This is a genomic window from Tabrizicola soli (genome assembly GCF_015999335.1).
In the GTDB taxonomy this organism is placed as follows: domain Bacteria; phylum Pseudomonadota; class Alphaproteobacteria; order Rhodobacterales; family Rhodobacteraceae; genus Tabrizicola; species Tabrizicola soli.
Genome location: NZ_JAEACP010000018.1, coordinates 70,825 through 97,314, shown reverse-complemented (window position 1 = coordinate 97,314; position 26,490 = coordinate 70,825). Strand labels below are relative to the sequence as shown.

28 protein-coding genes are annotated in these 26,490 nt (G+C 68.0%); 13 read left to right on the top strand and 15 right to left on the bottom strand.

Features of this window, described 5'->3' with window-relative positions:
* Window positions 1-151: 151 nt before the first annotated feature.
* Window positions 152-778, bottom strand: a complete 627-nt coding sequence (locus I7S92_RS16805) for an ANTAR domain-containing response regulator (RefSeq protein ID WP_197646490.1) — start codon at window positions 776-778, stop codon at window positions 152-154.
* Window positions 775-1,914: a transporter substrate-binding domain-containing protein gene (locus I7S92_RS16800; RefSeq protein WP_197646488.1), complete on the bottom strand. Its 1,140-nt coding sequence runs from the start codon at window positions 1,912-1,914 to the stop codon at window positions 775-777. The genes I7S92_RS16805 and I7S92_RS16800 overlap by 4 nt, the downstream gene beginning before the upstream one ends.
* 198 nt (window positions 1,915-2,112) lie before the next feature.
* Here I7S92_RS16800 and I7S92_RS16795 point away from each other — a divergent pair, with 198 nt between their 5' ends.
* The 3 genes from I7S92_RS16795 (at window position 2,113) to I7S92_RS16785 (ending at window position 5,183) form a co-directional block, all read left to right on the top strand.
* The gene (locus tag I7S92_RS16795; protein ID WP_197646486.1) at window positions 2,113-2,463 is read left to right on the top strand and encodes a DMT family protein; all 351 of its coding nucleotides are present in this window, start codon (window positions 2,113-2,115) and stop codon (window positions 2,461-2,463) included.
* 63 nt (window positions 2,464-2,526) lie between these two features.
* A complete protein-coding gene (locus tag I7S92_RS16790) occupies window positions 2,527-3,735 on the top strand; it encodes a Bcr/CflA family efflux MFS transporter (protein WP_197646484.1) in 1,209 nt (402 codons plus the stop codon).
* A 56-nt stretch (window positions 3,736-3,791) separates the two neighbouring features.
* Window positions 3,792-5,183, top strand: coding sequence for a helix-turn-helix domain-containing protein (locus I7S92_RS16785; RefSeq protein WP_197646482.1), 1,392 nt, complete (start codon window positions 3,792-3,794; stop codon window positions 5,181-5,183).
* 46 nt (window positions 5,184-5,229) lie between these two features.
* On the opposite strand, the gene I7S92_RS16780 is transcribed toward I7S92_RS16785, so the two are convergent.
* The 3 genes from I7S92_RS16780 to betI form a co-directional block, all read right to left on the bottom strand.
* A complete protein-coding gene (locus tag I7S92_RS16780) occupies window positions 5,230-5,466 on the bottom strand; it encodes an HP1242/YdcH family protein (protein WP_197646481.1) in 237 nt (78 codons plus the stop codon).
* An 82-nt stretch (window positions 5,467-5,548) separates the two neighbouring features.
* On the bottom strand, window positions 5,549-7,198 hold the full coding sequence (gene betA / locus I7S92_RS16775) for a choline dehydrogenase (protein WP_197646480.1): 1,650 nt from the start codon (window positions 7,196-7,198) through the stop codon (window positions 5,549-5,551).
* Window positions 7,195-7,782: a transcriptional regulator BetI gene (gene betI, locus I7S92_RS16770; protein WP_197646476.1), complete on the bottom strand. Its 588-nt coding sequence runs from the start codon at window positions 7,780-7,782 to the stop codon at window positions 7,195-7,197. Before betI ends, betA begins: the two co-directional genes overlap by 4 nt.
* Before the next feature lie 87 nt (window positions 7,783-7,869).
* Here betI and choX point away from each other — a divergent pair, with 87 nt between their 5' ends.
* Genes choX through choV form a run of 3 tightly spaced genes read left to right on the top strand, consistent with a single transcriptional unit; the run spans window position 7,870 to window position 10,716 of the window.
* Window positions 7,870-8,799, top strand: coding sequence for a choline ABC transporter substrate-binding protein (gene choX / locus I7S92_RS16765; RefSeq protein WP_197646475.1), 930 nt, complete (start codon window positions 7,870-7,872; stop codon window positions 8,797-8,799).
* A gap of 58 nt (window positions 8,800-8,857) precedes the next feature.
* Window positions 8,858-9,688 (top strand): choline ABC transporter permease subunit, encoded by an 831-nt coding sequence (gene choW / locus I7S92_RS16760; protein WP_197646474.1) that lies wholly within the window; start codon window positions 8,858-8,860, stop codon window positions 9,686-9,688.
* Window positions 9,685-10,716 (top strand): choline ABC transporter ATP-binding protein, encoded by a 1,032-nt coding sequence (choV, locus tag I7S92_RS16755; protein WP_197646473.1) that lies wholly within the window; start codon window positions 9,685-9,687, stop codon window positions 10,714-10,716. The genes choW and choV overlap by 4 nt, the downstream gene beginning before the upstream one ends.
* Window positions 10,717-11,043: 327 nt before the next feature.
* Here the strand turns inward: choV and I7S92_RS16750 are convergent, their stop codons facing one another.
* The 5 genes from I7S92_RS16750 to I7S92_RS16730 form a co-directional block, all read right to left on the bottom strand.
* Entirely contained in the window at window positions 11,044-12,282 is a 1,239-nt protein-coding gene (locus I7S92_RS16750; protein WP_197646472.1) for a mandelate racemase/muconate lactonizing enzyme family protein, read from the bottom strand.
* A 117-nt stretch (window positions 12,283-12,399) separates the two neighbouring features.
* Window positions 12,400-13,104 (bottom strand): alpha/beta fold hydrolase, encoded by a 705-nt coding sequence (locus I7S92_RS16745; protein ID WP_197646471.1) that lies wholly within the window; start codon window positions 13,102-13,104, stop codon window positions 12,400-12,402.
* Window positions 13,097-13,837 (bottom strand): alpha/beta fold hydrolase, encoded by a 741-nt coding sequence (locus I7S92_RS16740; RefSeq protein WP_197646469.1) that lies wholly within the window; start codon window positions 13,835-13,837, stop codon window positions 13,097-13,099. Before I7S92_RS16740 ends, I7S92_RS16745 begins: the two co-directional genes overlap by 8 nt.
* Complete coding sequence (locus I7S92_RS16735) at window positions 13,834-14,793, bottom strand: threonine ammonia-lyase (protein WP_197646467.1); 960 nt, start codon at window positions 14,791-14,793, stop codon at window positions 13,834-13,836. Before I7S92_RS16735 ends, I7S92_RS16740 begins: the two co-directional genes overlap by 4 nt.
* Window positions 14,790-15,617, bottom strand: coding sequence for an alpha/beta fold hydrolase (locus I7S92_RS16730; protein WP_197646465.1), 828 nt, complete (start codon window positions 15,615-15,617; stop codon window positions 14,790-14,792). Before I7S92_RS16730 ends, I7S92_RS16735 begins: the two co-directional genes overlap by 4 nt.
* A 111-nt stretch (window positions 15,618-15,728) precedes the next feature.
* On the opposite strand from I7S92_RS16730, the gene I7S92_RS16725 reads away from it, so the two are divergent.
* The 3 genes from I7S92_RS16725 (at window position 15,729) to I7S92_RS16715 (ending at window position 20,142) form a co-directional block, all read left to right on the top strand.
* The gene (locus tag I7S92_RS16725; RefSeq protein ID WP_197646463.1) at window positions 15,729-17,510 is read left to right on the top strand and encodes an ABC transporter transmembrane domain-containing protein; all 1,782 of its coding nucleotides are present in this window, start codon (window positions 15,729-15,731) and stop codon (window positions 17,508-17,510) included.
* A gap of 109 nt (window positions 17,511-17,619) precedes the next feature.
* Window positions 17,620-19,524, top strand: a complete 1,905-nt coding sequence (locus I7S92_RS16720; protein ID WP_197646451.1) for an acyl-CoA synthetase — start codon at window positions 17,620-17,622, stop codon at window positions 19,522-19,524.
* A 93-nt stretch (window positions 19,525-19,617) separates the two neighbouring features.
* Complete coding sequence (locus I7S92_RS16715; RefSeq protein WP_197646449.1) at window positions 19,618-20,142, top strand: DUF1176 domain-containing protein; 525 nt, start codon at window positions 19,618-19,620, stop codon at window positions 20,140-20,142.
* On the opposite strand, the gene dtd is transcribed toward I7S92_RS16715, so the two are convergent.
* The 4 genes from dtd to I7S92_RS16695 are packed head-to-tail and all read right to left on the bottom strand — an operon-like array spanning window position 20,143 to window position 22,857.
* Window positions 20,143-20,586: a D-aminoacyl-tRNA deacylase gene (gene dtd, locus I7S92_RS16710; protein ID WP_197646447.1), complete on the bottom strand. Its 444-nt coding sequence runs from the start codon at window positions 20,584-20,586 to the stop codon at window positions 20,143-20,145.
* Window positions 20,583-21,506: a carbohydrate kinase family protein gene (locus tag I7S92_RS16705; protein ID WP_197646445.1), complete on the bottom strand. Its 924-nt coding sequence runs from the start codon at window positions 21,504-21,506 to the stop codon at window positions 20,583-20,585. The genes dtd and I7S92_RS16705 overlap by 4 nt, the downstream gene beginning before the upstream one ends.
* A gap of 41 nt (window positions 21,507-21,547) precedes the next feature.
* Window positions 21,548-22,513 (bottom strand): phosphoribosylaminoimidazolesuccinocarboxamide synthase, encoded by a 966-nt coding sequence (locus I7S92_RS16700; protein ID WP_197646443.1) that lies wholly within the window; start codon window positions 22,511-22,513, stop codon window positions 21,548-21,550.
* A gap of 50 nt (window positions 22,514-22,563) precedes the next feature.
* A complete protein-coding gene (locus tag I7S92_RS16695) occupies window positions 22,564-22,857 on the bottom strand; it encodes a hypothetical protein (protein ID WP_197646441.1) in 294 nt (97 codons plus the stop codon).
* Between the two features lie 134 nt (window positions 22,858-22,991).
* On the opposite strand from I7S92_RS16695, the gene I7S92_RS16690 reads away from it, so the two are divergent.
* The 4 genes from I7S92_RS16690 to I7S92_RS16675 all read left to right on the top strand — a co-directional run bounded on the left by I7S92_RS16690 (window position 22,992) and on the right by I7S92_RS16675 (window position 24,461).
* Entirely contained in the window at window positions 22,992-23,516 is a 525-nt protein-coding gene (locus I7S92_RS16690) for a BrnA antitoxin family protein (RefSeq protein ID WP_197646439.1), read from the top strand.
* 85 nt (window positions 23,517-23,601) lie between these two features.
* The gene (locus I7S92_RS16685) at window positions 23,602-23,736 is read left to right on the top strand and encodes an entericidin A/B family lipoprotein (RefSeq protein ID WP_197646436.1); all 135 of its coding nucleotides are present in this window, start codon (window positions 23,602-23,604) and stop codon (window positions 23,734-23,736) included.
* A gap of 192 nt (window positions 23,737-23,928) precedes the next feature.
* Complete coding sequence (locus I7S92_RS16680; RefSeq protein WP_197646435.1) at window positions 23,929-24,204, top strand: type II toxin-antitoxin system Phd/YefM family antitoxin; 276 nt, start codon at window positions 23,929-23,931, stop codon at window positions 24,202-24,204.
* Window positions 24,201-24,461 carry a type II toxin-antitoxin system RelE family toxin gene (locus I7S92_RS16675; protein WP_197646434.1) on the top strand — a complete coding sequence of 87 codons (261 nt, stop codon included), beginning with the start codon at window positions 24,201-24,203 and terminating at the stop codon, window positions 24,459-24,461. The genes I7S92_RS16680 and I7S92_RS16675 overlap by 4 nt, the downstream gene beginning before the upstream one ends.
* A gap of 59 nt (window positions 24,462-24,520) precedes the next feature.
* On the opposite strand, the gene lepA is transcribed toward I7S92_RS16675, so the two are convergent.
* Window positions 24,521-26,320, bottom strand: coding sequence for a translation elongation factor 4 (gene lepA, locus I7S92_RS16670; RefSeq protein ID WP_197646433.1), 1,800 nt, complete (start codon window positions 26,318-26,320; stop codon window positions 24,521-24,523).
* Window positions 26,321-26,490 lie beyond the last annotated feature (170 nt).

Genomic DNA, 26,490 nt, shown 5'->3' with positions numbered 1-26,490 from the left:
GATGTCAGTATGCGGCAACCCTGCCGCTTTCCCTGCGCCGGCCTGTCTGCAAGACGGCCGGCCGCGCGGGGTGACGATGCCCCTCCCGGCACCTTCGAGCGTCAGTAATGCACAATCCCGCCAGCCTGGCGAGAAGAAATTTTCCCGCCGTTCATTTTCCGGTTCCGACCGCGATCGACAGGCCGAGGCCGGTCAGCGCCTCATGCGCGGCGATGATGCTCTCCGCCACGGCCGTCATCGAGATCTGCCGCGAGGTCGCCTGGTCGCGCAGGAAACGGTAGGCCTCGTCCTCGCCGATCCCGCGGGCGGCGCTGATCACCTTGGTGGCCCGCTCGACCGTGCGGCGGCCGCGCAAGGTGTCCTCCAGCTTGCGCACCTTGCCCGCCAGCCGCCCCTCGAAGCTGCGGCGATGGCGGGCCAGCACGAACTGCGCCAGGATCCCGAACGGGCGCAGCGGCTTGGAAATCACCGCATGGGCGTTCAGATCCAGGATCGACTGCATCGCCGTCGGCGTCTCGTAGGTCATGATGGCGATCACCGCCGGATCGTGCTCGGCCAGCAGTCCCGCCAGCGCCTCGCCGGGGCGGTCGTCGACCTGCACGAAGACCACGTCATAGCGGCTGGGGATCGACCGGGGCAGCGGCCACATCGCCTGCACCGAGCAGCCCAGCCGGCGCAGGTGGTCGGTCAGGAGGCGGCCGTCCTCGTCATTGGGATGCAGGACCAGCACCTGCGAGCTGCGCAGCTCGTCCAGGATTCGGCGCGGGCCCGGTTTCATGCCTCGATCCAGCTTTCGTCGAATCGCACGGTGGCAAGATAGGGATCGGGCCGCAGCGGTGCCGGGGCCTGCCAGCGGATGTCGAACAGCCCCCCCTCGCGCACCACGCCGATGCGCGGGGTCAGCCAAAGGTGGCGCGTCTCGGCATCCACCCGCACCGGCCCCTCGGGCGCGATGACCTGCTGGCCCAGGAAGGCCTGCGACAGCGCCTCGGTCTCCAGCGTTCCGGCCTGTTCCAGCGCCAGCGCAAGCAGGCGCGTCTGCGTATAGGCATTGGCCGACCAGGTGCTGGTGGTCGCCCCGTCGCCGAAACGGCTGCGGAAGGCGGCGACGAAGGCAGCATTTGCGGGGCTGTCGATGGTCTGGAAATAGCTCGAGGACAGGATGTGGCCGACGCAGGCCTCCGGCCCGATCCGGCCGATCTCGGTTTCCGCCATGGTCAGCGAGGCGATCGGCCGCTCACGCGGGTCGAAGCCCGCCTCGGCATACAGCCGGTAGAACTCCCGCGCGGGCCCGCCGATGATCGTGGCGAAGACCACATCGGGCGCGGCCGCCCTCACATCGTCGATCAGCCCCCGCAACGCGCCGGTGTCGGCCGCCAGCGGAACGTGACGCTCGCCGACGATGCTGGCGCCCCGCGCCTCCAGCAGGTCGCGCATCACCCGGTTGGATTCGCGCGAGAAGATGTAATCCGCCCCGCAGAGGAAGATCCGCCTGCCGTGGTTGCGGACCAGGTAGTCCGCCAGCGAGCAGCCGATCTGGTTCAGCGTCGCCCCGGTGTAGATGACATTCTCGGAATATTCGAACCCCTCGTACATCGAGGGGTAGAGCAGCAGGCCGTTGTGCCGCTCGATCAGCGGCAGCACCGCCTTGCGGCTGGCCGAGTGGGAACAGCCGAGGATCACGTTCACCCCCTCGTCCACCAGCAGCTCGCGCGCCTTCTCGCGGTAAAGCCGGGGATCGGATTCGGGATCGCGCATCACCGGGGCAAGCGGGCGGCCGCGGACCCCGCCCGCGGCATTGATCGCCTCGATGGCCAGGATCGTGCCGCGGATATGTTCCGCCTCGGTCACCATGCTCAGCCCGCGTTGCGAGAAGAGGATGCCGATGCGCCATTCTTCGGGAAGACCAGCCATGTCCTGCGGATTCGGGTTGGAAGAAGCTGCGGCCGCGACGCGTTCGACGGCCCGCGGCAAACCATATGGCCTGTCCCGGCCGGCGTATAGCCCCGTTCTTCGCGGCCGCCCGGCAGCAGATATGGCGCCGAGGCCCCGACATGGGATAGAGGTCGCGCCCGGGGCGATCATCGCCCGTCCGACACTCCGGGGACCCCCATGCACCTGCCCGTTCCGCTTGTGACCATTGGCCTTCTCCTGGCCTCGAACGTCTTCATGACCTTCGCCTGGTATGGTCACCTCAAGTTCAAGTCGGCCGCGCTTTTCACCGTGATCCTGGTCAGCTGGGGTATCGCCTTCTTCGAATACGTCCTGCAGGTCCCCGCCAACCGGATCGGCCACGGCCATTTCTCGGCGGCCGAGCTGAAGACGATCCAGGAGGTGATCACGCTGTCGGTTTTCGCCGTCTTTTCCGTCTTCTACCTGAAAGAGCCGCTGGCGTGGAACCACCTCGTCGGATTTGCGTTCATAGCGGCGGGGGCGTTCTTCATCTTCCACAAATGGGCCTGAGACCGGCTTTCCCCGACCGGCCGCCTGTAGACAAATCACCGCCGCAGGCGTAGCCCGAGGATCATGCAGACCGCCCGTTTCCTGGACCGGACGACGCCGCCGAAGATCGTCACCCTGATCCTGATGGCCGGGCTTTCCGCCCTGACCATGAACATCTTCCTGCCCTCGCTGCCCGGCATGGCGGCCTGGTTCGGCGTATCCTATGGCCTGATGCAGCAATCCGTGGCGCTCTACCTTGCGCTCTCGGCCGCGCTGCAGGTGGTGATCGGCCCGATCTCCGACCGCTACGGCCGCCGCAAGGTGCTGCTCTGGGCGCTGGCGCTGTTCCTGCTCGCGACGCTCGGCACGCTCCTTGCGCCCAATGCCACCGTGTTCCTGATCTTCCGCATGGCCCAGGCGGTGATCGCCGCGGCCATGGTCCTCTCGCGCGCCGTGGTCCGCGACATGGTCTCCGACGCCGAGGCCGCCAGCATGATCGGCTATGTCACCATGGGGATGAGCCTCGTGCCCATGGTCGGCCCGGTGATCGGCGGCTTTCTCGACGATCTCTACGGCTGGCAGGCGAGTTTCGCACTCCTGCTCCTGCTGGGGGCCGCCACGCTCGCCCTCGTCTGGGCCGACCTCGGCGAGACGGCGAGCCCCCGCCGCGTCAGCCTGGCCGAACAGGTGCGCAGCTACCCCGCCCTCCTCGCCTCGCGCCGGTTCTGGGGCTATACGCTCTCCGCCGCCTTCGCCTCGGGCTGCTTCTTCGCCTATCTCGGCGGCGCACCTTACGTCGGCGACAAGATCTATGGCCTCACCTCGACCCGTGTCGGCGCGCTCTTTTCCCTGACCGCGATCGGCTATGCGGTCGGCAACTTCCTTGCCGGGCGCTATTCGGTGCGGATGGGGATGAACCGGATGATCCTGGCCGGCTGCATGGTGACCACCCTCGGCCTCGCGGCTCTGGCGCTGTTCACGCTCGCCGGGCTCTCCGGCCCGACGGTGTTCTTCAGCCTGATGATGTTCATGGGCCTGGGCAACGGAATCTGCCTGCCCAATGCCAATGCCGGTCTCCTCTCCGTCCGGCCCGAGCTTGCCGGCACCGCCTCCGGCCTTGGCGGCGCGATCCTGATCGGCGGCGGCGCGGCGCTGGCGGCCTTCGCGGGCGTCCTCCTCGGCCCCGGCTCGTCCGAGATGCCGCTGATCCTGCTGATGCTCGCCTCCTCCATCGCCTCGGTCGTCTGCATCCTTTTCGTCATGCGCCGGGCGCGACAGATCGGCGCTCCCTGAATCGATGGTTGACGCGGCTTTGCAAAGCGATGCATGGCTTTGCAAAGAGGTCCGCCATGTCCCAGAAACTTTACGCCGGCGTCAAGCTGCGCGAGATCCGCACCCGCCTCGGCCTGACGCAGAAGGCCTTCGCCGACAAGCTTTCCGTCTCGCTGCCCTACCTGAACCAGATGGAGAACAACCACCGCCCGGTCTCGGCCGCCGTGGTGCTGGCGCTGGCGCAGGAGTTCGGCCTCGACGTCACCGAACTGACCGTCGGCGAAAGCGAGCGTCTGGTCACCGACATGCGCGAGGCGCTGGCCGACCCGGTCTTCACCTCAGCCGCCCCGCCGCTTGCCGACCTGCGCCTTGCCGCCTCGAACGCGCCCGCCCTGGCCCGGGCTTTCCTGAACCTGCACCGCGCCTACCGCCAGACCCACGAGCGCCTCGCCTCGCTGGACGAGGCCCTGGGGCGCGAGGATGCAACCCTGCGCCCCTCGCCCTGGGAGGAGGTGCGCGACTTCTTTCACTATTGCGACAATTACCTCGATGCCATCGACCGCGCGGCCGAACATTTCGCCACCTCGGCAAACAACGGAAAATCCATCGAAACCTTGGCCCAGGACCTGCTGCGCCGCAGCGGCATCAGCCTGCACTATTCGAACACCGCGCCGCTGCGGCGCTATGATCCCGCCGCGCGCCGGCTGGACATCTCGGCCCGCGCGTCAAGCCCTTCGCGACGCTTCCAGCTGCTGCATCAGGTCGCGCTCCTCAGCCAGAACGATCTGCTGGAGGCCACCCTCGACCTCGCCCGCTTCTCCACGCCCGAGGCCCGCGACATCGCCAAGATCGGCCTTGCGAACTATTTCGCCGGGGCGGCCCTTCTGCCCTACCGCGCCTTTCTGGCCGCCGCACAAGAGGTGCGCCACGATCTTGAACGCCTCGCCGACATCTTCGGCGCCTCGATCGAGCAGGTCGGCCATCGCCTCTCGACTCTGCAACGGCCCGGCGCCAAGGGCATCCCCTTCTTCTTCGTCCGCGTCGATCAGGCCGGCACGATCACCAAGCGCCACTCCTCGACCCGGCTGCAATTCGCCCGTTTCGGCGGGGCCTGCCCCCTGTGGAACGTCCACCAGGCCTTTGAAACGCCCGGACAATTCCTGCGGCAACTGTGCGAGACCCCGGACGGCGTGCGCTACATCAGCCTGGCGCGCGACGTGTCGAAACCGGGCGGCGCCTTCCTGGCGCCGGTCCGGCGCTATGCCATCAGCCTAGGATGCGAGGTGCAGCATGCCCCGCAACTGGTCTATTCCGACGGGCTCGACCTGAAAGGCCGGTTCGAGCCCATCGGCATTTCCTGCCGGATCTGCGAGCGGGTGAATTGCCACCAGCGATCCGTCCCGCCGCTGGAGGGGCGGCTGAAGATCAACCCCAATGCCCGCGACCTGCTGCCCTACGAGATCGGCTGACCCCGTCCCCCCGCGAAGAGGAGACGAAGTCGAACGATGAGCCGCCTTACTTCCGCAGCGCCACCGCGATCTGGTCCTTGATCCGCATCCGCGCCTTGCGCAGGTGCTCTTCCTCTTCCTCGGTGATCAGGTCCAGCCGGGTTTCCGCGCGGTGCACCTTGTCGTTCACCTCGTCATATTCGACCAAGAGCCTGGCGAATTGCGGGTCCGAGGCCTTCAGCGCGGTGATGGCAGCCGCCTGGCCGGGGAATTCCTCTTGCAGCGTGTGCGGGGTGTTCGACATTTGCGTCTCCTTCTTGACTCGTCCCCCTTAGTCTATGGCGACTGGGGGGACCAGACCTTGACCCCGATCAAATGCAGCAAAATCAGCGTTGTGCCGTGCGCCAGTTCGGGTTGATCCAGGGCTCCAGGTTCGACGCCGGCAGGGGCGTGCGGCCCAGGATGTGATCCGCCGCCTTCTCGCCGGTCATGATCGACGGCCCGTTCAGGTTGCCGTTCGTCACCTGCGGGAAGATCGACGAATCGGCGACCCGCAGCCCTTCGACCCCGATCACCCGGCATTCGGGATCGACCACCGCCATCGGGTCCGAGGCCCGCCCCATCCGCGCCGTGCCGCAGGGGTGATAGGCGCTTTCGACATGCTGGCGCAGGAAATCGTCCAGCTCGGCGTCGCTCTGGTAGCCCGGCCCCGGCTGCAGCTCCTTCTTCACGAAGGGCTTGAACGCCTCCTGGCCGAAGACCTCGCGCGTCAGGCGGATGCAGGACCGGAAGTCCTCCCAGTCGTCGGGATGCGACATGTAGTTGAAGCGGATCACCGGCGCATCGGCCGGATTGCCCGATCGCAGCGTGACCGCGCCGCGCGACTTCGACCGCATCGGCCCGACATGGACCTGGAAGCCATGCCCCTCGGCCACCGCCTTGCCATCGTAGCGCACGGCGATCGGCAGGAAATGATATTGGATATCAGGATATTCCACCCCGGCCTTCGAGCGGATGAAGGCGCAGGCCTCGAACTGGTTCGACGCCCCCGGCCCCCGCCCGGTGAACAGCCACTGCGCCCCGACCCAGGCCTTGCCCCAGAGGTTCCAGTACTTGAACAGCGTCACCGGCTGGCTCGCGGCATACTGCATGTAGATTTCCAGGTGATCCTGCAGGTTCGCGCCCACGCCGGGCCGGTCCGCGACGACCTCGATCCCGTGTTCCTTCAGATGCGCGGCCGGGCCGATCCCCGACAGCATCAGAAGCTTGGGCGAGTTGATCGACGAGGCCGCCAGAATCACCTCGCGCCCCGCCCGGATCACCTGCCGGCCCGCCCGGGTGTCGACCTCGACCCCGACCGCGCGCCTGCCCTCCATCACCACCCGGCGGGCAAGGCCGCGCACCACATAGACATTCCCGCCCGCAAGCGCCGGCTTCAGATAGGCATTGGCCGCCGACCAGCGCCGGCTTTTCCAGATCGTCGCCTCCATCGGGCCGAAGCCCTCTTGCTGTTGGCCGTTGTAGTCGGCCGTCACCGGATAACCCGCCTGCTCCCCGGCCTGGATGAAAGCGTCGAACAAGGGATTGGCGCGCGGCCCCCTGGTGATGTGCAAGGGTCCCGAGGTTCCCCGAAACTCCGCGCCCGAGCCGCCGTGCGAATGTTCCATCCGCTTGAAATACGGAAGGACATCGGCATAGGACCAGCCATCCGCCCCCATCTCGGCCCAGGTGTCATAATCCCGCGCATGGCCCCGGACATAGACCATCCCGTTGATGCTGGAGGACCCGCCGATCACCTTGCCGCGCGGCGTCGCCAGCACCCGGCCGCCCAGATGCGGCTCGGGCTCGGTCGCGAAGCCCCAGTCGTAGATCCCCATGTTCATGGGATAGGACAGCGCCCCCGGCATCTGGATGAACGGCCCCGCATCCGATCCGCCATGCTCGATCACCGTCACCCGCCGACCCGCCTCGGCCAGCCGGTAGGCCATGGCGCAACCCGCCGAGCCCGCGCCGACGATCACATAATCCGCGTTCATTCCCCCACCCCCTGCTCCAGTTCCGCCTCCAGATGGCGCAGCGCGAACGCCACCGCCGCCGCCCCGTCCGGAGCCCCCGATTTCAGCACCTCGCGCAGGTAGAGCCCGTCGATCATCGCCCCGAGCGATTCGGCGATCTCCGGCGCCCGCGCCCCCGCCAGGGGCCGCAGCGCCGAGGACAGGTTCGACCGGAGCCGTCCCTGATAGACCGCGAGCAGCCGCTTCGCCTCGGGCACCGTCAGCGCCATAACCCAAAAGTTCAGCCAGGCGCTCACCGCCTCGCGCCGGAAGTTGCCGGGGCTGAAACTGGCGCGCAGGATCGCCCGGATCCGTCCCTCCGCCCCCTCGGCCGCCGCCAGCGCGCCGCGCACTTCCGCCCCGTAAAGCGTCAGGATATGGCGCATCGCGGCCAGGAACATGTCTTCCTTGGACCCGAAGTAGTGGTGCGCCAGCGCCGAGGACATCCCCGCCCGCTTGGCGATCTGGCTGACCGTCACGTCCAGCGAACCCACCCGTCCGATCTCGACAATGGTGGCTTTTACCAGCGCTTCCTTGCGGATAGGCTCCATCCCAAGCTTCGGCATTTCGGTCCGGCTCCAGAAAACTCTTGCCAAACCGAATAAGGGCGAAGTTTATTGACTCGTCAATCAACAAAAAACAGGGAGCCCTCCATGACCCTCCGATCCACCCTTCTGACCAGTGCCGTCACCTTTGCCCTGGCGGGTTCCGCCTTTGCCGAGGGATGCGACAAGATCGTCTTCTCCGACGTCGGCTGGACCGACATCACCGCCACCACCGCCGCGACCACCCTGGTGCTGGAAGCCCTGGGCTATGAGACCGAGACCAAGGTCCTCTCCGTCCCCGTCACCTACACCGGCCTTGCCGAGGGCGACGTCGACGTCTTCCTCGGCAACTGGATGCCGACGATGGAGGCCGACCTCGCCCCGCACCGCGACGCGGGCAAGGTCGAGACCGTGCGCACCAACCTGGAAGGCGCCAAGTACACGCTGGCCACCAACGAGCCCGGCGCCGCGCTCGGCATCAAGGATTTCAAGGACATCGCCGCCCACAAGGATGAACTCGGCGCCCAGATCTACGGGATCGAGCCCGGCAACGACGGCAACCGCCTGATCATCGAGATGATCGAAAGCGGTCCCTTCGGCCTCGACGGCTTCGAGATCGTCGAAAGCTCGGAACAGGGCATGCTCGCCGAGGTCGCCAAGAAGACCGACGCAGGTGAGCCGATCGTCTTCCTCGGATGGGAACCCCACCCGATGAACGCCAGCTTCAAGATGACCTATCTCTCGGGCGGCGACGAGGTCTTCGGCCCGAACTACGGCGGCGCGGTGGTCGATACCAACGTGCGCGCAGGCTATGTCGCGGAATGCCCGAACCAGGGCAAGTTCCTGCAGAACCTCGTCTTCTCGCTGCCGATGGAGAACGAGATCATGGGCAAGATCCTGAACGACGGCGAGGATCCGGACGACGCCGCCAAGGCCTGGCTCGCCGCGAACCCGGCCGCATGGGAACCCTGGCTGGACGGCGTGACCGCCAAGGACGGCGGCGACGCCAAGGCCGCCGTCACCGCCGCGCTGCAGTAACGACCAAAGGCCCCGGAGACCAACCCGGGGCCAATTTTCACCGACCGGGGGGACGGAATTGGACTGGCTGACGGATCACAAGATCCCGGTCGGCAAGGTGGCGAAGACCATCTTCGACTGGATGAAGGACAATCTCTCACCGCTCTTCGACGCGATTTCCGCCGTCATGGACGCGATGATCGCGGGCATCCTCTGGCTGCTGCAAACACCGCATCCGCTGGTCGTGGTGGCCTTCTTCCTGGCGCTCACCTGGATCCTGCAACGCAGCTGGAAGGTCTGCCTCGGCGTCCTCCTCGGCTTCCTCTTCATCCTGAACCAGGGCTATTGGGAGGAGACGACCGAAAGCCTCACCCTCATCCTCTCGGCCTGCGTCGTCTGCATGGGCCTTGGCGTCCCGATCGGAATCGCCGCCGCGCACCGGCCCCGGCTTTACACCGCGCTGGCGCCGATCCTCGACCTGATGCAGACCCTGCCGACCTTCGTCTACCTGATCCCCGCCATCGTCTTCTTCGGCCTCGGCATGGTGCCCGGCCTGATCGCCACGGTGATCTTCGTCCTGCCCGCGCCGATCCGGCTGACCCATCTCGGAGTCTCCTCCACGCCCATGGCGCTCCTCGAGGCCGCGACCGCCTTCGGCGCCTCGCCCCGGCAGCGGCTGTGGAAGGTCGAACTCCCCTGGGCCATGCCGCAGATCATGGCGGGGCTGAACCAGACCATCATGCTCTCGCTCTCGATGGTCGTGATCGCGGCCCTGGTCGGCGCGAACGGCCTCGGCGTCCCGGTGGTCCGCGCCCTGAACAGCGTGAACACCGCGCTTGGCTTCGAATCGGGCTTCATCATCGTGGTGGTGGCCATCCTCCTCGACCGCATGCTCCGGGTGTCGAAATGAACCGTCCCGCCGTCGAATTCGACCGCGTCTCCATCGTCTTTGGCGACCATCCGCAACGCGCCCTGCCCCTGATGGACGCGGGCAAGACCCGGGCCGAGGTGCAGCAGGCCACGGGCCAGGTGCTTGGCGTGCACGACTGCTCTCTGACCGTGGCCGAGGGCGAGATCCTCGTCCTGATGGGCCTCTCCGGGTCCGGCAAGTCCACCCTCCTGCGCGGGGTGAATGCGCTGAACCCGGTGGTGCGGGGCGAGGTGCGGGTCCTGGACGGCGACAAGATGGTGTCGGTGACCAGGGCCGACCCCGAGACGCTCCGCCGCCTGCGCGCCACCCGCATCGCCATGGTCTTCCAGCAGTTCGGCCTTTTGCCCTGGCGCACCGTGCGCGAGAACGTGGGCCTGGGTCTGGAACTGGCCGGCCTTTCGGCCGAGGCGCGGCGCCCCCGCGTCGATGCCCAGCTGGAGCTGGTGAATCTCAGCCAATGGGCCGAGCGCAAGGTGGGCGACCTTTCGGGCGGCATGCAACAGCGCGTCGGCCTCGCCCGCGCCTTCGTGACCGAGGCGCCGATCCTTCTGATGGACGAACCCTTCTCGGCCCTCGACCCCCTGATCCGCACCAAGCTGCAGGACGAGCTTCTGGACCTGCAACGGACGCTGAAGCGCACCATCGTCTTCGTCAGCCACGACCTCGACGAGGCCTTCAAGATCGGCAACCGGATCGCCCTGATGGAAGGCGGCCGCATCGTGCAATGCGGCACCGCGCGCGAGATCATCGCCAATCCGGTTTCCGAATATGTGGCGGACTTCGTGGCCCACATGAACCCGCTCGGCGTCCTGACCGCCCGCGACGTGATGGAGCCCGGCGCACCGGGGGCCACCGCGCCCGAGCTGCCCGCCGAGACGCCGGTCAAGGACATCATGGAGCTGATGTCGAAGGGCGTGGGCGAGCTGGTGGTGACGGAACACGGCCGCAACCTGGGGCTGGTGCGGACGGCGAGCCTGATGGCCAAGCTGATCAACCCGCGCGGCTGAAGGACCCCTCCGCAAGCGGGTGTCGAAACCGGCCCCCGCCGCCCGGGGGCCGGTTGTGACTCCGGATCCCTCGGCCATCTCGGACGCTGCCGCAGCCCTTGCATCGCGCAGCTCCCCGGCGAGCGCGGCTTGGCCATGCAGACCGGCCTTCCGATCGTGGCGAGGTCATTCCATATCAGTCACTTAATGACTGAATATACGCGTCAGATCGGTCAGACTGGCATGGCTGTGCCCTGGGCATCCGGAACGGCTCGTCGAGCACTTCGTGCACTCCTCGCGGGAGCGGCCCGACGAGTGCACGAAGTGCTCGAGGAGGTTTCCCAGGGGTCAGGTGATCGAACTGGGCGCACCGCCCTCGAAGCGGTTGCCGTGGCGATGGTCGCAGGGCGCCTCCTGCATCTGCAGATGCAGCGCAGTGCCGGTATAAGGATGGGCGCGGGCGAGGTCCTCGTCGAAGTCGATGCCGAGGCCGGGGGCTTCGGGCGGCAGGATGTAGCCGTCCTCCCAGCGGATCGAATTGCGGATCAGCTTCTGGTGGAAGGCGCCGCCGGTCTCGATCGTCTCGGCGATCAGGAGATTGGGGATCGAGGCCGAGAGATGGATGTTCGCCGCCCATTCGACCGGCCCGGCGTAAAGGTGCGGGGCCATCTCGGCGTTGAAGATTTCGGCCATGGCGGCGATCTTCTTCGCCTCCCAGATGCCGCCGACCCGGCCGAGCGCCGGTTGCAGGATCTTGACGCCCCCGGCGCGAAGGAGCGTGCCGAATTCGGCCTTGGTGGTCAGCCGCTCGCCGGTGGCGAGGGGGATGCGGACGGATTTCGCCACTTCCGCGAATTCCAGCAGGTTGTCGGGCGGGATCGGCTCTTCGTACCAGAGCGGGTTCCAGGGTTCGAGTTCGCGACCCAGCCGGATCGCGCCGGGGGTGGTGAACTGGCCGTGGGTGCCGAAGAGGAGGTCGACGCGATCCCCCACCGCCTCGCGGATCGCCTTGCAGAAGGCGACGGAGCGGCTGATGTCGGACATCGCGGGCTCGTGCCCGCCGCGGATGGTGTAGGGGCCAGCGGGGTCGAACTTCACCGCGGTGAAGCCGAGGTTCATGAAGCGGAGCGCGGCCGCGGCGGCGGCGTCGGGGTCGACCCAGAATTCCGCGCTTTCGCGGCCCGGCTCGGGATAGAGATAGGTGTAGCTGCGGATGCGGTCGTGCATCCGCCCGCCGAGGAGCGCCCAGACCGGACGGTTCCGCGCCTTGCCGAGTATGTCCCAGCAGGCGATCTCCAGCCCCGAGAAGGCCCCCATCACCGTAGGATCCGGGCGCTGGGTGAAACCGGCGGAATAGGCGCGGCGGAACATCAGCTCGATGTTCTCCGGGCTCTCGCCCAGCATGTGACGCTCGAACACGTCCTCGATCACGGCCTGCATCGCCCTGGGGCCGACGGTGGAGGCGTAGCATTCGCCATAGCCCACGATGCCGTCGTCGGTGATGAGCTTCGGGAAGATCCAGTAGCGCCCGCCCCAGCCGGGGAAGGGCGGCGCCACGACGAAGATTTCCAGGTCCCTGAGCTTCATGCCGCCCCCCCTTTGGCATCGGCCGGAGCGGGGGTTTCACACCCCCGCACCCCCGTGGAGTATTTCTCCAAGAGGAAGGGCGGGGTTGCGGATAAGCGACGCCGGCGTGACGCAAACCTACCTTGGGACGATCGCCCGGCGGATCCGGGCCAGTTCGCGGGCCAGCAGGCCGGGCATCGACAGGAAGGGCGAATGGCCCGAGGGCAGGCGGTGGCGGCACTCCGGCGGAAGGGTGGCGGCCATCCGGTCCTGATAGGCGGGCGGGATGGTCCGGTCCTGCGTGCAGGTGATGTAGTGGCGCGGCAATCCGGGGGCGGCCCGGGGCCAGAGCGGGGTCTCCTGCGGGGCCACGGGCTGCGGGCAGAGGCGGGCGATGGCGGCGGCGGCAAGCTCCTCGGGGCAGTCCTGGTAGAAGGCGGCGCGGGCGAGGGCCGGGTCGATGGTGAAGCTTCCACGGTCCGGGGCCATGCGGATCGCGGGCAGGAGCGGCTGTGACGGACCCGCGCGGCGCATGTCGGCGAGGCTTTGCCCGGCCTCAGGCAGGTAGGCGCAGAGGTAGACGAGGCCGCGGAACCGGCTCGGATCGGCCTCGGCCGCGGCGGTGATCGCATAGCCGCCGGCGGAATGGCCGACGAGGATCGTATCCGGCCCGGCCGCGGCGAGGATCGCGCGGGCGTAGTCCTCCAGCGTGGTGGCGGCGCCGTCGCGGCCGGGCAGGTCGATGGCGCGGGCGGGGATCTCCAGCCGGGCAAGCCCGGCCAGCAAGGCCTCGAAGCACCAGGCGCCGTGGCAGGTGCCGTGGACGAGGAGGAGTTCAGACATGGCCGATCCCGGTCAGGAAGGCGTCGAGAGCCCCGGCGAAAGCCTCGGGCTGGGTCAGCATCGCCAGATGCGTTCCCCTCGGCAGAAGCTGGAACCGTGCGCCCGCGACGAGGTCCGCCAGCTCGCGCTGGAGGTCGGGCGGCACCTTGCGGTCGTCGGCCCCGGCCAGCACCAGCGTCGGCAGGCGCAGGGTGGCGGTGGTCTGGTAGAGGTCGGCCGTTGCGATGGCGGCGGCGAGGCCCTGCCAGCCCTCGGGCCGGGTCGCCTCCAGCATCGCGCGGACCTGCGCCAGCGCCGGCTGGTCGCGCCAACGCGGGCCGAGGAGCCGGGCGCATCCGGCATCCCGGTCATCCGGACGCGGGACCAGGCGGGTGGCGCTGCCGGTCAGGACCATGGCGCGGACCAGGTCCAGCCGCTTGACCGCAAGGCCCTGGGCGATCAGCCCGCCCTCGCCCGCGCCGAGGACCACCGCCTCCTTCAACGCGAAATGGCTGATCAGACGCTCGACATCGCGGATCAGCGTGCCCAGCGCATAGGGCGGCGGAGGCGCGTCCGAACTGCCATGGCCGCGCAGCGACAGGCGCAGGATGCGGTGCCGGGGCAAGAGCGGCGCCAGCGCGTCCCAGAGCCGCAGGTCCATCCCCGCGCCATGGATCAGCACCAGGGGCGGGGCATGGTCGGGGCCGGTCAGCTCGGCCTGAAGCCGCAGGTCCGAGAGCCAGACCAGCGTCATGCCGGGCGGTCCAGCGCGGCGGCGAAGGTCGCGGGGTCCACGTTGCCGCCCGAAGCGACGGCGATCACCGTCTCCGGCAGGTCGGGCCGGCAGAGGGCGGCGGCCAGGGCGACGGCCCCGCCCGGTTCCAGCACGATGCGCAGATGGGCGAAGGCCAGCGCCATGGCTTGCAGCACCTCATCGTCGGTCACGGAATATCCCGGTCCGGCAAGGCGCTGCAGGATCGGGAAGGTCAGCTCTCCCGGTGCGGGCGTGAGGATCGCGTCGCAGATCGAGCCGGTGGCGGAGGGGTTCCGCTGCCGGGCCCCCGTCGCCAGCGAACGCGCGGTGTCGTCGAAGCCCGCAGGCTCGACCGTATGGACGCGAAGGCCGGTGCCCTCCAGCGCCAGCGCGGTCCCTGCCGCGAGACCGCCGCCGCCGCAGGGGATCAGGACCGGGGCGCGGGCCACCCCGGCCTTGGCCGCCTGCTCGGCCAGTTCCAACCCGACCGTCCCCTGCCCCGCGATGACCTGCGGGTCGTCGAAGGGCTTGACCAGCGTCAGCCCGCGCTGCGAGGCCAGGGCGGTGCCGATCGCGTCGCGGTCCTCGGTCGCGCGGTCGTACAGCACCACCTCGGCCCCGTAGGCGCGAGTATTGGCGATCTTCACCGCGGGCGCGTCCGAGGGCATCACGATCACGCAGGGCGCGCCATGCCGGGCCGCCGCCAGCGCCACGCCCTGCGCGTGATTGCCCGAGGAATAGGCGATCACCCCTCGCGCCCTCGCCGCCTCGTCCAATGCCGAGACCGCCGCCCAGCCGCCGCGCGCCTTGAAGCTGCCGGTCAGTTGCAGGCATTCCGCCTTGACCAGCACCTGCCGCCCCGCCAGCCGGTCGAGAAGCGGCGCATTCAGAAGCGGCGTGCGGCGGACATGGCCCGCCATACGCCCCGCAGCCGCGCGGATGAGATCGGGTGTCATGCAAGGCCCCCAAGGAAGCTGTGGATCAGGGCGACGGCCTCGGGCTCGTCCAGGAAGGGGATATGGGCGCGGCCGGGCACCTCGGCGAAGCCCATGTCGGGGCGGCGGGCGCGCATCCTTTCCACCGTCTCCGGCGTCAAGAGATCCGAGTTGGCGCCCCGGATCAAGGCCAGCGGCAGGCCCTGCAGCGCATCGAAGAGCGGCCAGAGGTCCACCGGCGGACCATCGAACCCCGCAAGGAAGGACTCGCGCAGGGCCGGGTCATAGGGGATGCGCAGGCCCTCGGGCATCTCGACCGCATGTCTCCGCGCCTCCTCCAGCCAGCGCGACATCGGCACGCCCTCAAACCCCGGCGCGCGGGACAGACGCTCGGCCAGCCCCTGATGCGTCCGGCCCGCCGGGTTGCGGCCGACGTAATCGAAGATCCTGACCAGACCCTCGCGCGCGATCTCGGGGCCGACGTCGTTCAGGCAGAGGCCCAGAAGCCGCCCGCGCGCCGTCGCGCCCAGAACCATCCCGATCAGCCCCCCGCGCGAGGTGCCGAGGATCGCCGCCCGCTCCAGCCCCAGATGGTCGAGCAGTGACAGAACGTCGCGCGCCTCCTGCGCCAGGGTATAGCTGGCCGCCCCGGTCCAGTCGCTTTCCCCACGCCCGCGCTGGTCCATGCGGATCAGGCGCAGGGGCGGCAGATGCGGGGCCAGATAGTCGAAATCGGCCATCGACCGGGTCAGCCCCGCCAGGCACAGAAGCGGCAGGCCCGCGCCTTCGTCGCGATAGGCCAGGCGGGCGCCATCCCCGGCGCGGAAATGCTGTGTCTCGCTCATGCGCCGAAGGTGGCACGGGGCGCGGGCAAGGGAAAGGGCCGTCCCGCGCGGCTTGTCGCCGGGGGGCGGGGCGGGTAAGGGGAAACGGCATCAACCGTATGGGGCGGGCTAATGTCGGACAGCTCGGTGGTCGAGGATCGGCCGAAGTCGAAACGCGTGGGCGCGCTCAGGGGCCTGGCGCCCTTCATGCGGCCCTATCGCCTCATGGTGGGGCTGGCGCTGGTGGCCCTGACCCTGACCGCCGGGATCAGCCTCGTCCTTCCCCTGGCCGTGCGCCGGGTGGTGGACGGGTTCAACACCGGGACGACCGCGCTTCTGGACAAGTATTTCGGGGCGGCGCTGGCGATTGCGGCACTGCTCGCTTTGGGCACGGGGATGCGCTACTACCTCGTCACCCATCTGGGCGAGCGCGTGGTCGCCGACATCCGCCGCACGCTCTTCGACCGCGTCCTCGGCATGTCCCCCGCCTTCTTCGAGCGCATCCTGACCGGCGAGGTCCTGAGCCGGATCACCACCGACACCACGCTGATCCTGTCGGTCATCGGCTCGTCGGTCTCGGTCGCGCTGCGCAATGTGCTGATGCTGATCGGCGGGCTGGTCCTGCTGTTCCTGACCTCGGCCAAGCTGACCGGCCTTGTCCTGCTGGTCGTGCCGGGCATCGTGGTGCCGATCATCGTCCTCGGCCGCCGCCTGCGCCGCCTCTCGCGTGAGAACCAGGACTGGATCGCCTCCTCCTCCGGCTCGGCCTCCGAGGCGCTGTCCTCGGTGCAGACGGTGCAGGCCTTCACCCATGAGGGCCCGACCCGCGCCGATTTCGCCGAGGTGACCGAAAAGGCCTTCGATTCCGCGCGGGCCCGGATCCGCACCCGGGCGGTCATGACCGTGATCGTGATCTTCCTGATCTTCGCCGGGATCGTCGGCGTCCTCTGGATCGGCGCGCGCGACGTGCGCTCGGGCGCGATGAGCGTGGGCGAGCTGATCCAGTTCGTGATCTATGCGGTTCTGGTCGCGGGCGCGGTGGGCGCGCTGTCCGAGATCTGGGGCGAGCTGCAGCGCGCCGCCGGGGCGACCGAGCGGCTGGTCGAGCTCTTGAATGTCGAGGATACGGTGCAGGACCCGGCCCGCCCCCTCGCCCTGCCCCGCCCGGTCCGGGGCGAGATCGCCTTCCAGGACGTGACCTTCCGCTATCCCGCCCGGCCCGAGACCAGTGCCCTGAACGGGGTCAGCCTGCATGTCCGGCCGGGCGAGACGGTGGCGCTTGTCGGCCCGTCGGGCGCCGGCAAGACCACGATCCTGCAACTCCTGATGCGCTTCTATGATCCGCAATCGGGCCGGATCACGCTGGACGGCATCGCCCTGCCCGACCTGGCCCGCGCCGACTTCCGCCGGCACATCGCGCTGGTGCCGCAGGACCCGGTGATCTTCGCCACCTCGGCGCGCGAGAACATCCGCTTCGGCCGCCCCGATGCCAGCGACGCCGAAGTCGAGGCCGCCGCCAGGGCCGCCGCCGCGCATGACTTCCTGACCGCCTTGCCGCAGGGCTATGACAGCTATCTGGGCGAGCGCGGGGTGATGCTTTCGGGCGGGCAGAAGCAGCGCGTGGCCATCGCCCGCGCCATCCTGCGCGACGCGCCGATCCTGCTCCTGGACGAGGCGACCAGCGCGCTGGATGCCGAAAGCGAGCGTCTGGTGCAGGCCGCCGTCGAGAAGCTGTCCGAGGGGCGGACCACGCTGGTCGTGGCGCACCGGCTGGCCACGGTGAAGCGCGCCGACCGGATCGTCGTCTTCGATCAGGGCCGGATCGTCGCGCAGGGCACGCATGACCAGCTGGTCGCCGAGGATGGGCTTTACGCCCGCCTCGCCCGGCTGCAGTTCACCGACGGCACGCTCTGACGTCGCGTCCCGGCCGCCCTGGCCGGGACAATCCGGCTTCACAAACGCGCCGCCGCCGCCCATCCTGCAGCGAAGCCCGCGGCTACAGCGGGTGGAAGGGGAGGATGCGATGACCACATTCGCCACACTTGCGGACGTGAAGGCGATCGAGGCCGAGGCGCCCTGGGCCGACCGCGGCCAGGCGCGCACGATGTACGACTACCTCACCCGCACCCGGGACGCGCATGGCGACCGACCGGCGATCAGCTACCAGCTGCTTTCGGGCCCGGCGACGAAGAAGCTCACCCTCACCTGGGCCGAGCTGCATGCGCAGGTCACCCGGGCCGCCAACCTGTTCCGCAGCCTCGGCATCGGCGAGAAGGACGTGGTCGCCTTCATCCTGCCCAATGCGCTGGAAACCGCGATCACCCTGCTTGGCGGCGCGGTGGCGGGGATCGTCAACCCGATCAACCCGCTCCTGGAACCCGAGAAGATCAGCGCCATCCTGCGCGAGACCAATGCCAAGGTCGTCGTCACGCTGAAGGCCTTCCCCCGGACCGACGTTCCCCAGAAGGTCAGCGAGGCGGTGCAGTTCGCCCCGAACGTGAGGACCGTGCTCGAGGTCGATCTGGTCCCCAACCTCTCGGGCCTGAAGAAGGTGGTCGTGCCCTGGATCCGGCCGAAGAACCCGGTCCAGCACAGCGCCAACATCCGCGATTTCCGGGCCGGGATGGCAAGGATGCCCGCCGACCGGCTGACCTTCGCCGACCCGCCCGAGGACCGCGTCGCCGCCTATTTCCACACCGGCGGCACCACCGGGATGCCCAAGGTCGCGCAGCACAAGGTCTCGGGCATGGTCTACAACGGCTGGCTCGGCGCGACGCTGCTGTTCAAGCCGACCGATGTGGTCATGTGCCCGCTGCCCCTGTTCCATGTCTTCGCCTGCTACCCGATCCTGATGTCGGTGATCGGATCGGGCGCGCATGTGGTGTTCCCCACCCCGCAGGGCTATCGCGGCGAGGGCGTGTTCGACAACCTCTGGAAGCTGATCGAACGCTATCGCGTCACCTATCTGATCACCGTCCCCACCGCCCTGGCCGCCCTGATGCAGCGCCCGGTGAACGCCGACATCTCCTCGCTCCGCAACGCCTTCTCCGGCTCTGCCCCGCTGCCGGTCGAGCTTTACAACCGTTTCGGGAAGGAGACCGGGGTCGAGATCATCGAAGGCTACGGCCTGACCGAGGCGACCTGCCTCGTCTCGGTCAACCCGCCCGAGGGGGTGAAGAAGATCGGCTCGGTCGGCCTGCCCTTCCCCTATACCCATGTCCGCATCCTGACCCGGAAAGGCGCGACCGACTACCGCGAATGCGCGGTGGACGAGGTGGGCGAGATCTGCATCTCCAACCCGGGGGTCTATGAGGGCTCGACCTATACCGAGGCCGACAAGAACCGCGAGCTGTTTGCCGAGGGCCGCTTCCTGCGCACCGGCGACCTTGGCCGGCTGGATGCGGATGGCTACCTGTTCATCACCGGCCGCGCCAAGGACCTGATCATCCGCGGCGGCCACAACATCGACCCGGCGATCATCGAGGAGGCGCTGATGGGCCATGAGGCGGTGGCCGTCGTCGGCGCGATCGGCCAACCCGACGCCCATGCGGGCGAGTTGCCCTGCGCCTATGTCGAGCTGGTCGCGGGGTCCACGGCCACGGTCGAGGAGCTGATGGCCTATGCCACGGCCCATATCCACGAACGCGCGGCCCTGCCCAAGCACCTGGAAATCCTGCCGGAAGTGCCGAAGACCGCCGTGGGCAAGGTGTTCAAGCCCGACCTGCGCCGCCTTGCCATCACCCGCACCTACGACGCCGCGCTCGCCGAGGCGGGCCTTCCCGCCCGCGTCGCGGCCGTGATCGAGGACCGCAAGCGCGGGCTGGTGGCGCAGGTCGCCAGCCCGTCGCCGGTCGGGGATGCGGAAGTGCAGGCCATCCTGGGCCAGTTCAGCACCCCCTGGGAATGGATGCCCCAGCCACGCGGCTGACCGCGGCACGCCACAAAAATGACAGCAAGATTCATTTGCCTGAATCGCATCCGGGCGCGACAAGAGCCTTGGGGATATTTCGGGAAGTGGACGATGGGCCTGAACAATTTCATCACCGCCGCCGCCCTGGCGGTCATTGGCAGCGCCGCCGGCGCACAGGAATCCGAGGTGCTTTTCCAGCACAAGCACTGGCAGGTCTCGGTCGTCGCCTGGGACGACGGCTCGGTCGGCTGCGTGGCCGAGGTGAACGCCCCCGGCGAAAGCTTCTCGCTCTGGACCTTCCCCGATGGCGGGGTGCAGCTGCAATTCTACTCGACCGCCTGGTCCTTCGGCGAAGGGGATACCGCCGATCTCGAGGTGCAGATCGACCGCCGCTCGGCCTGGAACCTGACCGGGGCCGAGCTTTACCAGAACTCGGTCCTGTTCACCCTGCCGGACGATCAGGCGGGGATCAATTTCATCGTCGAGGTCGCCCAGGGCCAGCGGCTTTACCTGCGTTCGGCCGACGGCTCGGATGTGCAGAACTATTCGCTGTCGGGGTCGCGCGCCTCGATCGACGCGCTGGTGCAATGCGGTGACGTGATCTCCAAGCAGACGCCCGGCAACCCGTTCAACTGATCAGCCCTGGTCGGTGTCCATCCAGATGGTCACCGGCCCGTCGTTCACCAGGCTGACCGCCATGTCGGCCCCGAACCGGCCGTTGGCGACCGGAACGCCCTCCTTCTCCAGGCACTTGCTGAAATGCAGGTACAGCCGTTCTCCTTCGGCCGGGGCGGCGGCGGTGGAAAAGCCGGGCCGGTTGCCGCGCAGGTCGGCGGCCAGGGTGAACTGGCTGACCACCAGGGCGCCGCCGCCGATGTCGCGGACCGATAGGTTCATCTTGCCCTGATCGTCCTTGAACACCCGCAGCTTGGCCGCCTTGGCCGCCAGCTTTTCCGCCTGCGCCTCGCCATCCCCGGCCATGGCGCAGACCAGGATCAGGAAGCCCTTGCCGGTCTCGCCGACCAGCTCTCCATCGACATGGACCCGGGCCTCGGCGACCCGCTGCAGGACCGCCCTCACAGCTCGCTCTCCCAGGGCGGATTGGCTCCGGCGCGGCTGACCGTCACCGCCGCCGCCCGGATGCCCAGCTCGAGCGCGGCGGTCAACGTGGCAGCGTCCAGCCCGGCCACCCCTGCCTTGGTCAAGGCCCCCGCCCGGTGCAGCGCGGCCAGCACCCCGGCATTGAACGTATCCCCGGCCCCGACCGTATCGACCACCGTAACCTTCTGCGCCGCCAAGAAAATATCCTGCCCCGCCGTCACCGCCCGCGCCCCGTTCGCGCCCTCGGTGATGAAGACGACCTTCGGCCCGCGGGCCAGGATCCCCCGCGCCAGGAAGGCGAGGTCGCCCTGCCCCTCCAGCCAGTGCAGGTCCTCGTCCGAGAGCTTGACGATGTCCGCAAGCGCCACCATCCGCTCGATCCTGGCGCGATACCCGGCCTCCTTCCCGGCGATGAACCCGGGGCGGATGTTGGGGTCGAGCATGGTGACCCGGCTGCCACATTCCCGCGCCTGCAGCGCCTCATAGGTGCTGGCGGCGGGATCGTTCACCAGGCTGATCCCGCCCAGGAACAGGGTGCCGACCTCGTCCGGGAGGGCCGGAAGATCGGCGATCGACAGCATCCGCCCCGCCGTCGCCTCGTCGTAGAAGGCATAGGTCGCCTGGCCGTTCACCAGCTTGACGAAGGCCACCGTCGTCGGCCGGTCCGAGCGGACGAGAAACCGGGTGTCGACCTTCGACGCCGCCAAGGTATCCGCCAGGATCTCCCCCAGCATGTCATTGGAAACGCCCGACAAGAACGCGGATGGCGCGCCAAGGCGCCCCAGGGCGATCGCCGTGTTGAACACCGCTCCCCCGGCATAGGGGGCAAAGCAGGCCTCGCCTTCGGTCGAGGTCCGGGGCAGCATGTCGATCAGCGCCTCGCCACAGCTGAGAATCATCGTCGTCCCCCTTGGGTTTCCCGACTGTTAGCGCAAACGGATCAGGTGGTGAAGAAGGGCTTCAGGTTGGCCCGGATACGCTCCAGCGGAGTGGCGCCCGAGGCGTCGGGCACGAAGGCCCGGCCGGTGATCCTCTCGAAGGCGTCGATATAGACCCGGGCGGTTTTCTCGATCATTTCCAAGGGGATATCCGGGACCGGATCCTTGTAGGGATCGCAGCGCGCCACCACCCAGGACCGGATCACGTCCTTGTCGAAGCTCGGGGGCCGGGCCCCGTTTTCGAAAGCTTTTTCATAGCCTTCCGCGATCCAGTAGCGGCTGGAGTCGGGGGTGTGGATCTCGTCCGCCAGCAGGATGTCGCCCTCGGCATCCGTGCCGAATTCATATTTCGTGTCGACCAGGATCAACCCGCGCTCCGCCGCCATCTTCTGGCCCCGCGCGAAGAGCGCCAGGGCCTTCTGGCTGACCTCGTCCCATTGCGATTTCGTCAACAGGCCGGTCGAGACGATCTCCTCGGCGGTCAGCGGCTCGTCATGGCCGCCGTCGAATGCCTTGGACGTCGGCGTGATGATCGCCTGCGGCAGGGCCTGGTTCGGGCGCAGCCCTTCGGGAAGGGTATGGCCGTACATCTGGCGCAAGCCCTTGGAATATTGCGTCAAAATCGAGGTGGAGGTGGTGCCGGCAAGGTAGCCGCGGACCACGATCTCGACGGGAAGGATGGTCAGCCTTCGCCCCAGCACGACGTTCGGATCCGGGTAGGAGATCACATGGTTCGCCGCGATGTCGGCGGTCGCGTCGAACCAGTAGCGGGCAAGCTGGGTGAGGACCTGGCCTTTCCAGGGGATCACCGCAAGTATCTGGTCGAACGCGGAAATCCGGTCGGAGGAGATCAGAAGCCGGGTGCCGTCGGGCAGATCGTAGCAGTCGCGGACCTTGCCGAAATAGGGGTTCGGAAGCTCCGCGATCCGCGCATGCGGCAGGCTGCGGGAAAGGTCGATTGTCGGCATGGGCGGGCCCCCGTTTCGGTGCCTGCTTTTTGGGTTTTTGGCCCCTCGAGTCAAGCCGGGCAGTTCAGCGAGCCGCGCATTTCTCCGCTGTCGCCGGTCAACGTATTCTCGCGCAACTGGCAGCCGGTGACGCGGGGGATCAGTTCGATCATCGTGGCGCGGATCGCCTGATGTTCGCCGCGCGTGGCATGGCCGAGGCGGATGACCTCCACCCGCTCTCCCTTCTGGAAAACCGTGTAATCGCGGCCGTTCAGGGTGACGTCGCTGCGCTTGGCGCCGAGGAATTCGGGGGCTGGCGAGGCCCCGCAGGCGGCGAGGAACAGGAGGGGGACGAGGGCTTTCATGGGGCCAGCGTGGCAGAGGCCGGTTAACAGGGGGTTAAGCGTCTGGCATCTGTCTGCCTTGCGTCGGGCAGGCCGGCGGCTTCCGGTTGCGTTAACCTTTGGGCCTCAGGCTGGCAGTCGCAAAGGAGCACGCCATGCCCGACCTACGCAAACAGACGCCCCGGCAGCGGGCGCAGATGACCTATATGATGGATGTGATGCGGCGCCTGGAATGGGACCTGCACAACACCATCGAGGCGACCGGCCGCATCCCCGAGGAGTGGCACGAGATCGCAAGGGCGACGCCCCGCTCGGCCAGGGCGAAGGTGACGCTGCGGCTGGAGGCGGATGTGGTGAAGTTCTTCAAGTCGATGGGGCCGGACTACGGGCCGCGGATCAACGACGTGCTGCGCAGCTACATGCATGCGCGGCTGGCGGGGGTGCTGCGGGGGGCCGAGACGCTGGACCATTACCGCAAGCGCGACGAGGCCTATGCCGGGCCGAAACCGCAGTTCGGCGAGTTGGGCCCCGACTGGGCCGAGGCCGCCCGGCAGATCGGGCTGGAACTGACGCCCGAGGGCGTGGAGGCCGCGCGGGTACGGATGCAGGAGGCGATGCAGCGCCGCCTTGCCGAGGGGCGGGGGCTGGACGGGGAAGAGCCGGCGCCCTTCGTGCGGTGAGGGTGAGTCGGGGTGAACCCCGACCTACGGGAACATCCGGCGGGTCGGGCGGTTGGGCGGGCTGGAGATTGGAAAGGACCGAGTGATGACCCGTTTGCTTGTGCTGCTTGCCCTCTTGGCCGTGAGTGCGTGCGAAACCATCGAAGGCGCGGGGCGTGATCTGGAGATGACAGGTGAGGCGATCACCGAAGAAGCCCAGGAGACCCAGGCGGGAATGTGAGGCGTAGACTGCGCTACAGCGCACCGTTCCACCCGGCCGAAGGTGCGCTGTAGCGCACCCTACGGGCCGTGGGCGGTGGATGAGGCGGAGGACCGCGAGGACGGGGGATGGGTTGTTCCAAGCCGAGGTTGATTTTCGTACAGATGTGACATATCTTGCGTTTCTGACGTTTTGTACGAAAGCAGGCGGGCGATGATCGAAGTCACGGTGTCGGAGGCGCGGGAAAGGCTGGCCGACCTCCTGGGCAAGGTCCAGCACGGGGGCGAGGATGTCACCATCAAGAAACACGGGAAACCCGTGGCGGTGATGATCTCTCCTGAGGCGATGGAGTATTACGAGCGGCTGGAGAACGAGGAACTGGCCAGGCTGGGGGCGAAAGCTTACGCGGAATATCTGGCGGACCCGTCGAAGGCGATGACGCTGGAGGACTATCTGTCTGAAACGGCGGCTGAACGCGCCGCAGAATGACCTATCGGGTCGAACTGTCGCCGGAGGCGAAGAAGAACCTGCGGCGGATCAGGGACCGGCGGCTGCACGACCGGCTGGTCGCGGCGATTGACGAGCTTGGGACCGATCCCCGTCCACCGGGGTGCCTGAAGCTGGTGGGCGAGGTGAACCAGTGGCGGGTCCGGGTCGGCGACTGGCGCGTGGTCTATTTGATCGAGGACGGTCGGCTGGTGGTCCTGGTGGTGCGGGTCTCGCCGAGGGGTGGGGCGTATGGGTAGGGTGCGCTACAGCGCACCGTTCCACCCGGCCGAAGGTGCGCTGTAGCGCACCCTACGGGTTACCCATCCATCTTCAGGGCCGAGATGAAGGCCTCCTGCGGGATCTCGACCTTGCCGAACTGGCGCATCTTCTTCTTGCCGGCTTTCTGCTTCTCCAGCAGCTTCTTCTTCCGCGTGGCATCCCCGCCGTAGCATTTCGCCGTCACGTCCTTGCGCATGGCACTGATCGTCTCGCGCGCGATCACCCGGCCGCCGATGGCCGCCTGGACGGGGATCTTGAACATGTGGCGGGGGATCAGGTCCTTCAGTTTCTCGACCATGGAGCGGCCGCGCGCCTCGGCGCGGTCGCGGTGGACCATCATCGACAGGGCGTCGACGGGTTCGTCGTTCACCAGGATCGACATCTTCACCAGGTTGTCCTCGCGGTATTCGCTGATCTGGTAGTCGAAGCTGGCATAGCCTTTGGTCACCGATTTCAGCCGGTCGTAGAAGTCGAACACCACTTCGGCGAGCGGCAGGTCGTATTCGACCATCGCCCGCGACCCGGCATAGGTGAGGTTCAGCTGGATGCCGCGGCGGTCCTGGCAGAGCTTCAGGATGTCGCCGAGATAGTCGTCGGGGACCATGATCGTGGCCTTGATCCGCGGCTCCTCGATATGGTCGACATAGGTGAGGTCGGGCATGTCGGCGGGGTTGTGCAGGTCGCGGACCTCGCCGTCCTTCATGTGGAGCTTGAAGACCACCGAGGGGGCGGTGGTGATCAGGTCGAGGTCGTATTCGCGTTCCAGGCGGTCCCGGACGACTTCGAGGTGGAGCAGGCCGAGGAAGCCCATGCGGAAGCCGAAGCCCAACGCAGCGCTGGTCTCCATCTCGTAGGTGAAGCTCGCGTCGTTGAGGGCCAGCTTCTCGATGGCGTCGCGCAGCGCCTCGAAGTCGTTGGCGTCGACCGGGAACAGGCCGCAGAAGACCACCGGGACCGAGGGCTTGAAGCCGGGAAGCGGCGCGTCGCAGGGTTTGCGCTCGTGGGTGATGGTATCGCCGACGCGGGTGTCGCGGACCTGCTTGATCGAGGCAGTGAAGACGCCGATCTCGCCCGGGCCAAGCTCTGCGATGTCCTGCATCTGGGGTTTCAGGACAGCGAGCTTGTCGATGCCGTAGAGCGCGCCGGTCTGCATCATGCGGATGCGGTCGCCCTTGCGGACGACGCCGTCGACGATGCGGATCATCACCACGACGCCGAGGTAGGGGTCGTACCAGCTGTCGACCAGCATCGCCTTCAGCGGCGCGTTGCGGTCGCCCTTGGGCGGCGGCAGGCGGTGGACGATGGCCTCGAGCACGTCGGGGATGCCGAGGCCGGTCTTGGCGCTGATCGGGACGGCGTTGGAGGCGTCGAGGCCGATCACGTCCTCGATATTCTGCTTCACCCGCTCGGGTTCGGCGGCGGGGAGGTCGATCTTGTTCAGGACCGGCACGATCTCATGCCCCGCATCCAGCGCCTGGTAGACATTGGCCAGCGTCTGCGCCTCGACGCCCTGGGAGGCGTCGACCACCAGGAGCGAGCCTTCGACGGCGCGCATCGAGCGGGAGACCTCATAGGCGAAGTCGACGTGGCCGGGGGTGTCGATGAGGTTGAGGATATAGGTCCTGCCGTCCTTGGCCGGGTATTCGATCCGGACGGTGTTGGCCTTGATGGTGATGCCGCGTTCCCGCTCGATATCCATCGAGTCGAGGAGTTGCGCCTTCATGTCCCTTTCGGCGACCGTGCCCGTCATCTGGATCAGCCGGTCGGCGAGCGTGGATTTGCCGTGGTCGATATGGGCCACGATGGAGAAATTGCGGATGCGGTCAAGGTCGATCATGGCCTCGGCATATAGCCGAGGGAACGGGGGCCGGGAAGGGTTATTCCGGCTGGATCGGCAGGGGTTTCGGGGCGGTCGCGCGGGGGGTGCGACGGGGCCGGGGCGGGAGTCCCGCGAGCCGCGGCGCCTGGAGCGAGTCGCGGCCTTCCCGCGCGGGCTTCGGCAGGAGG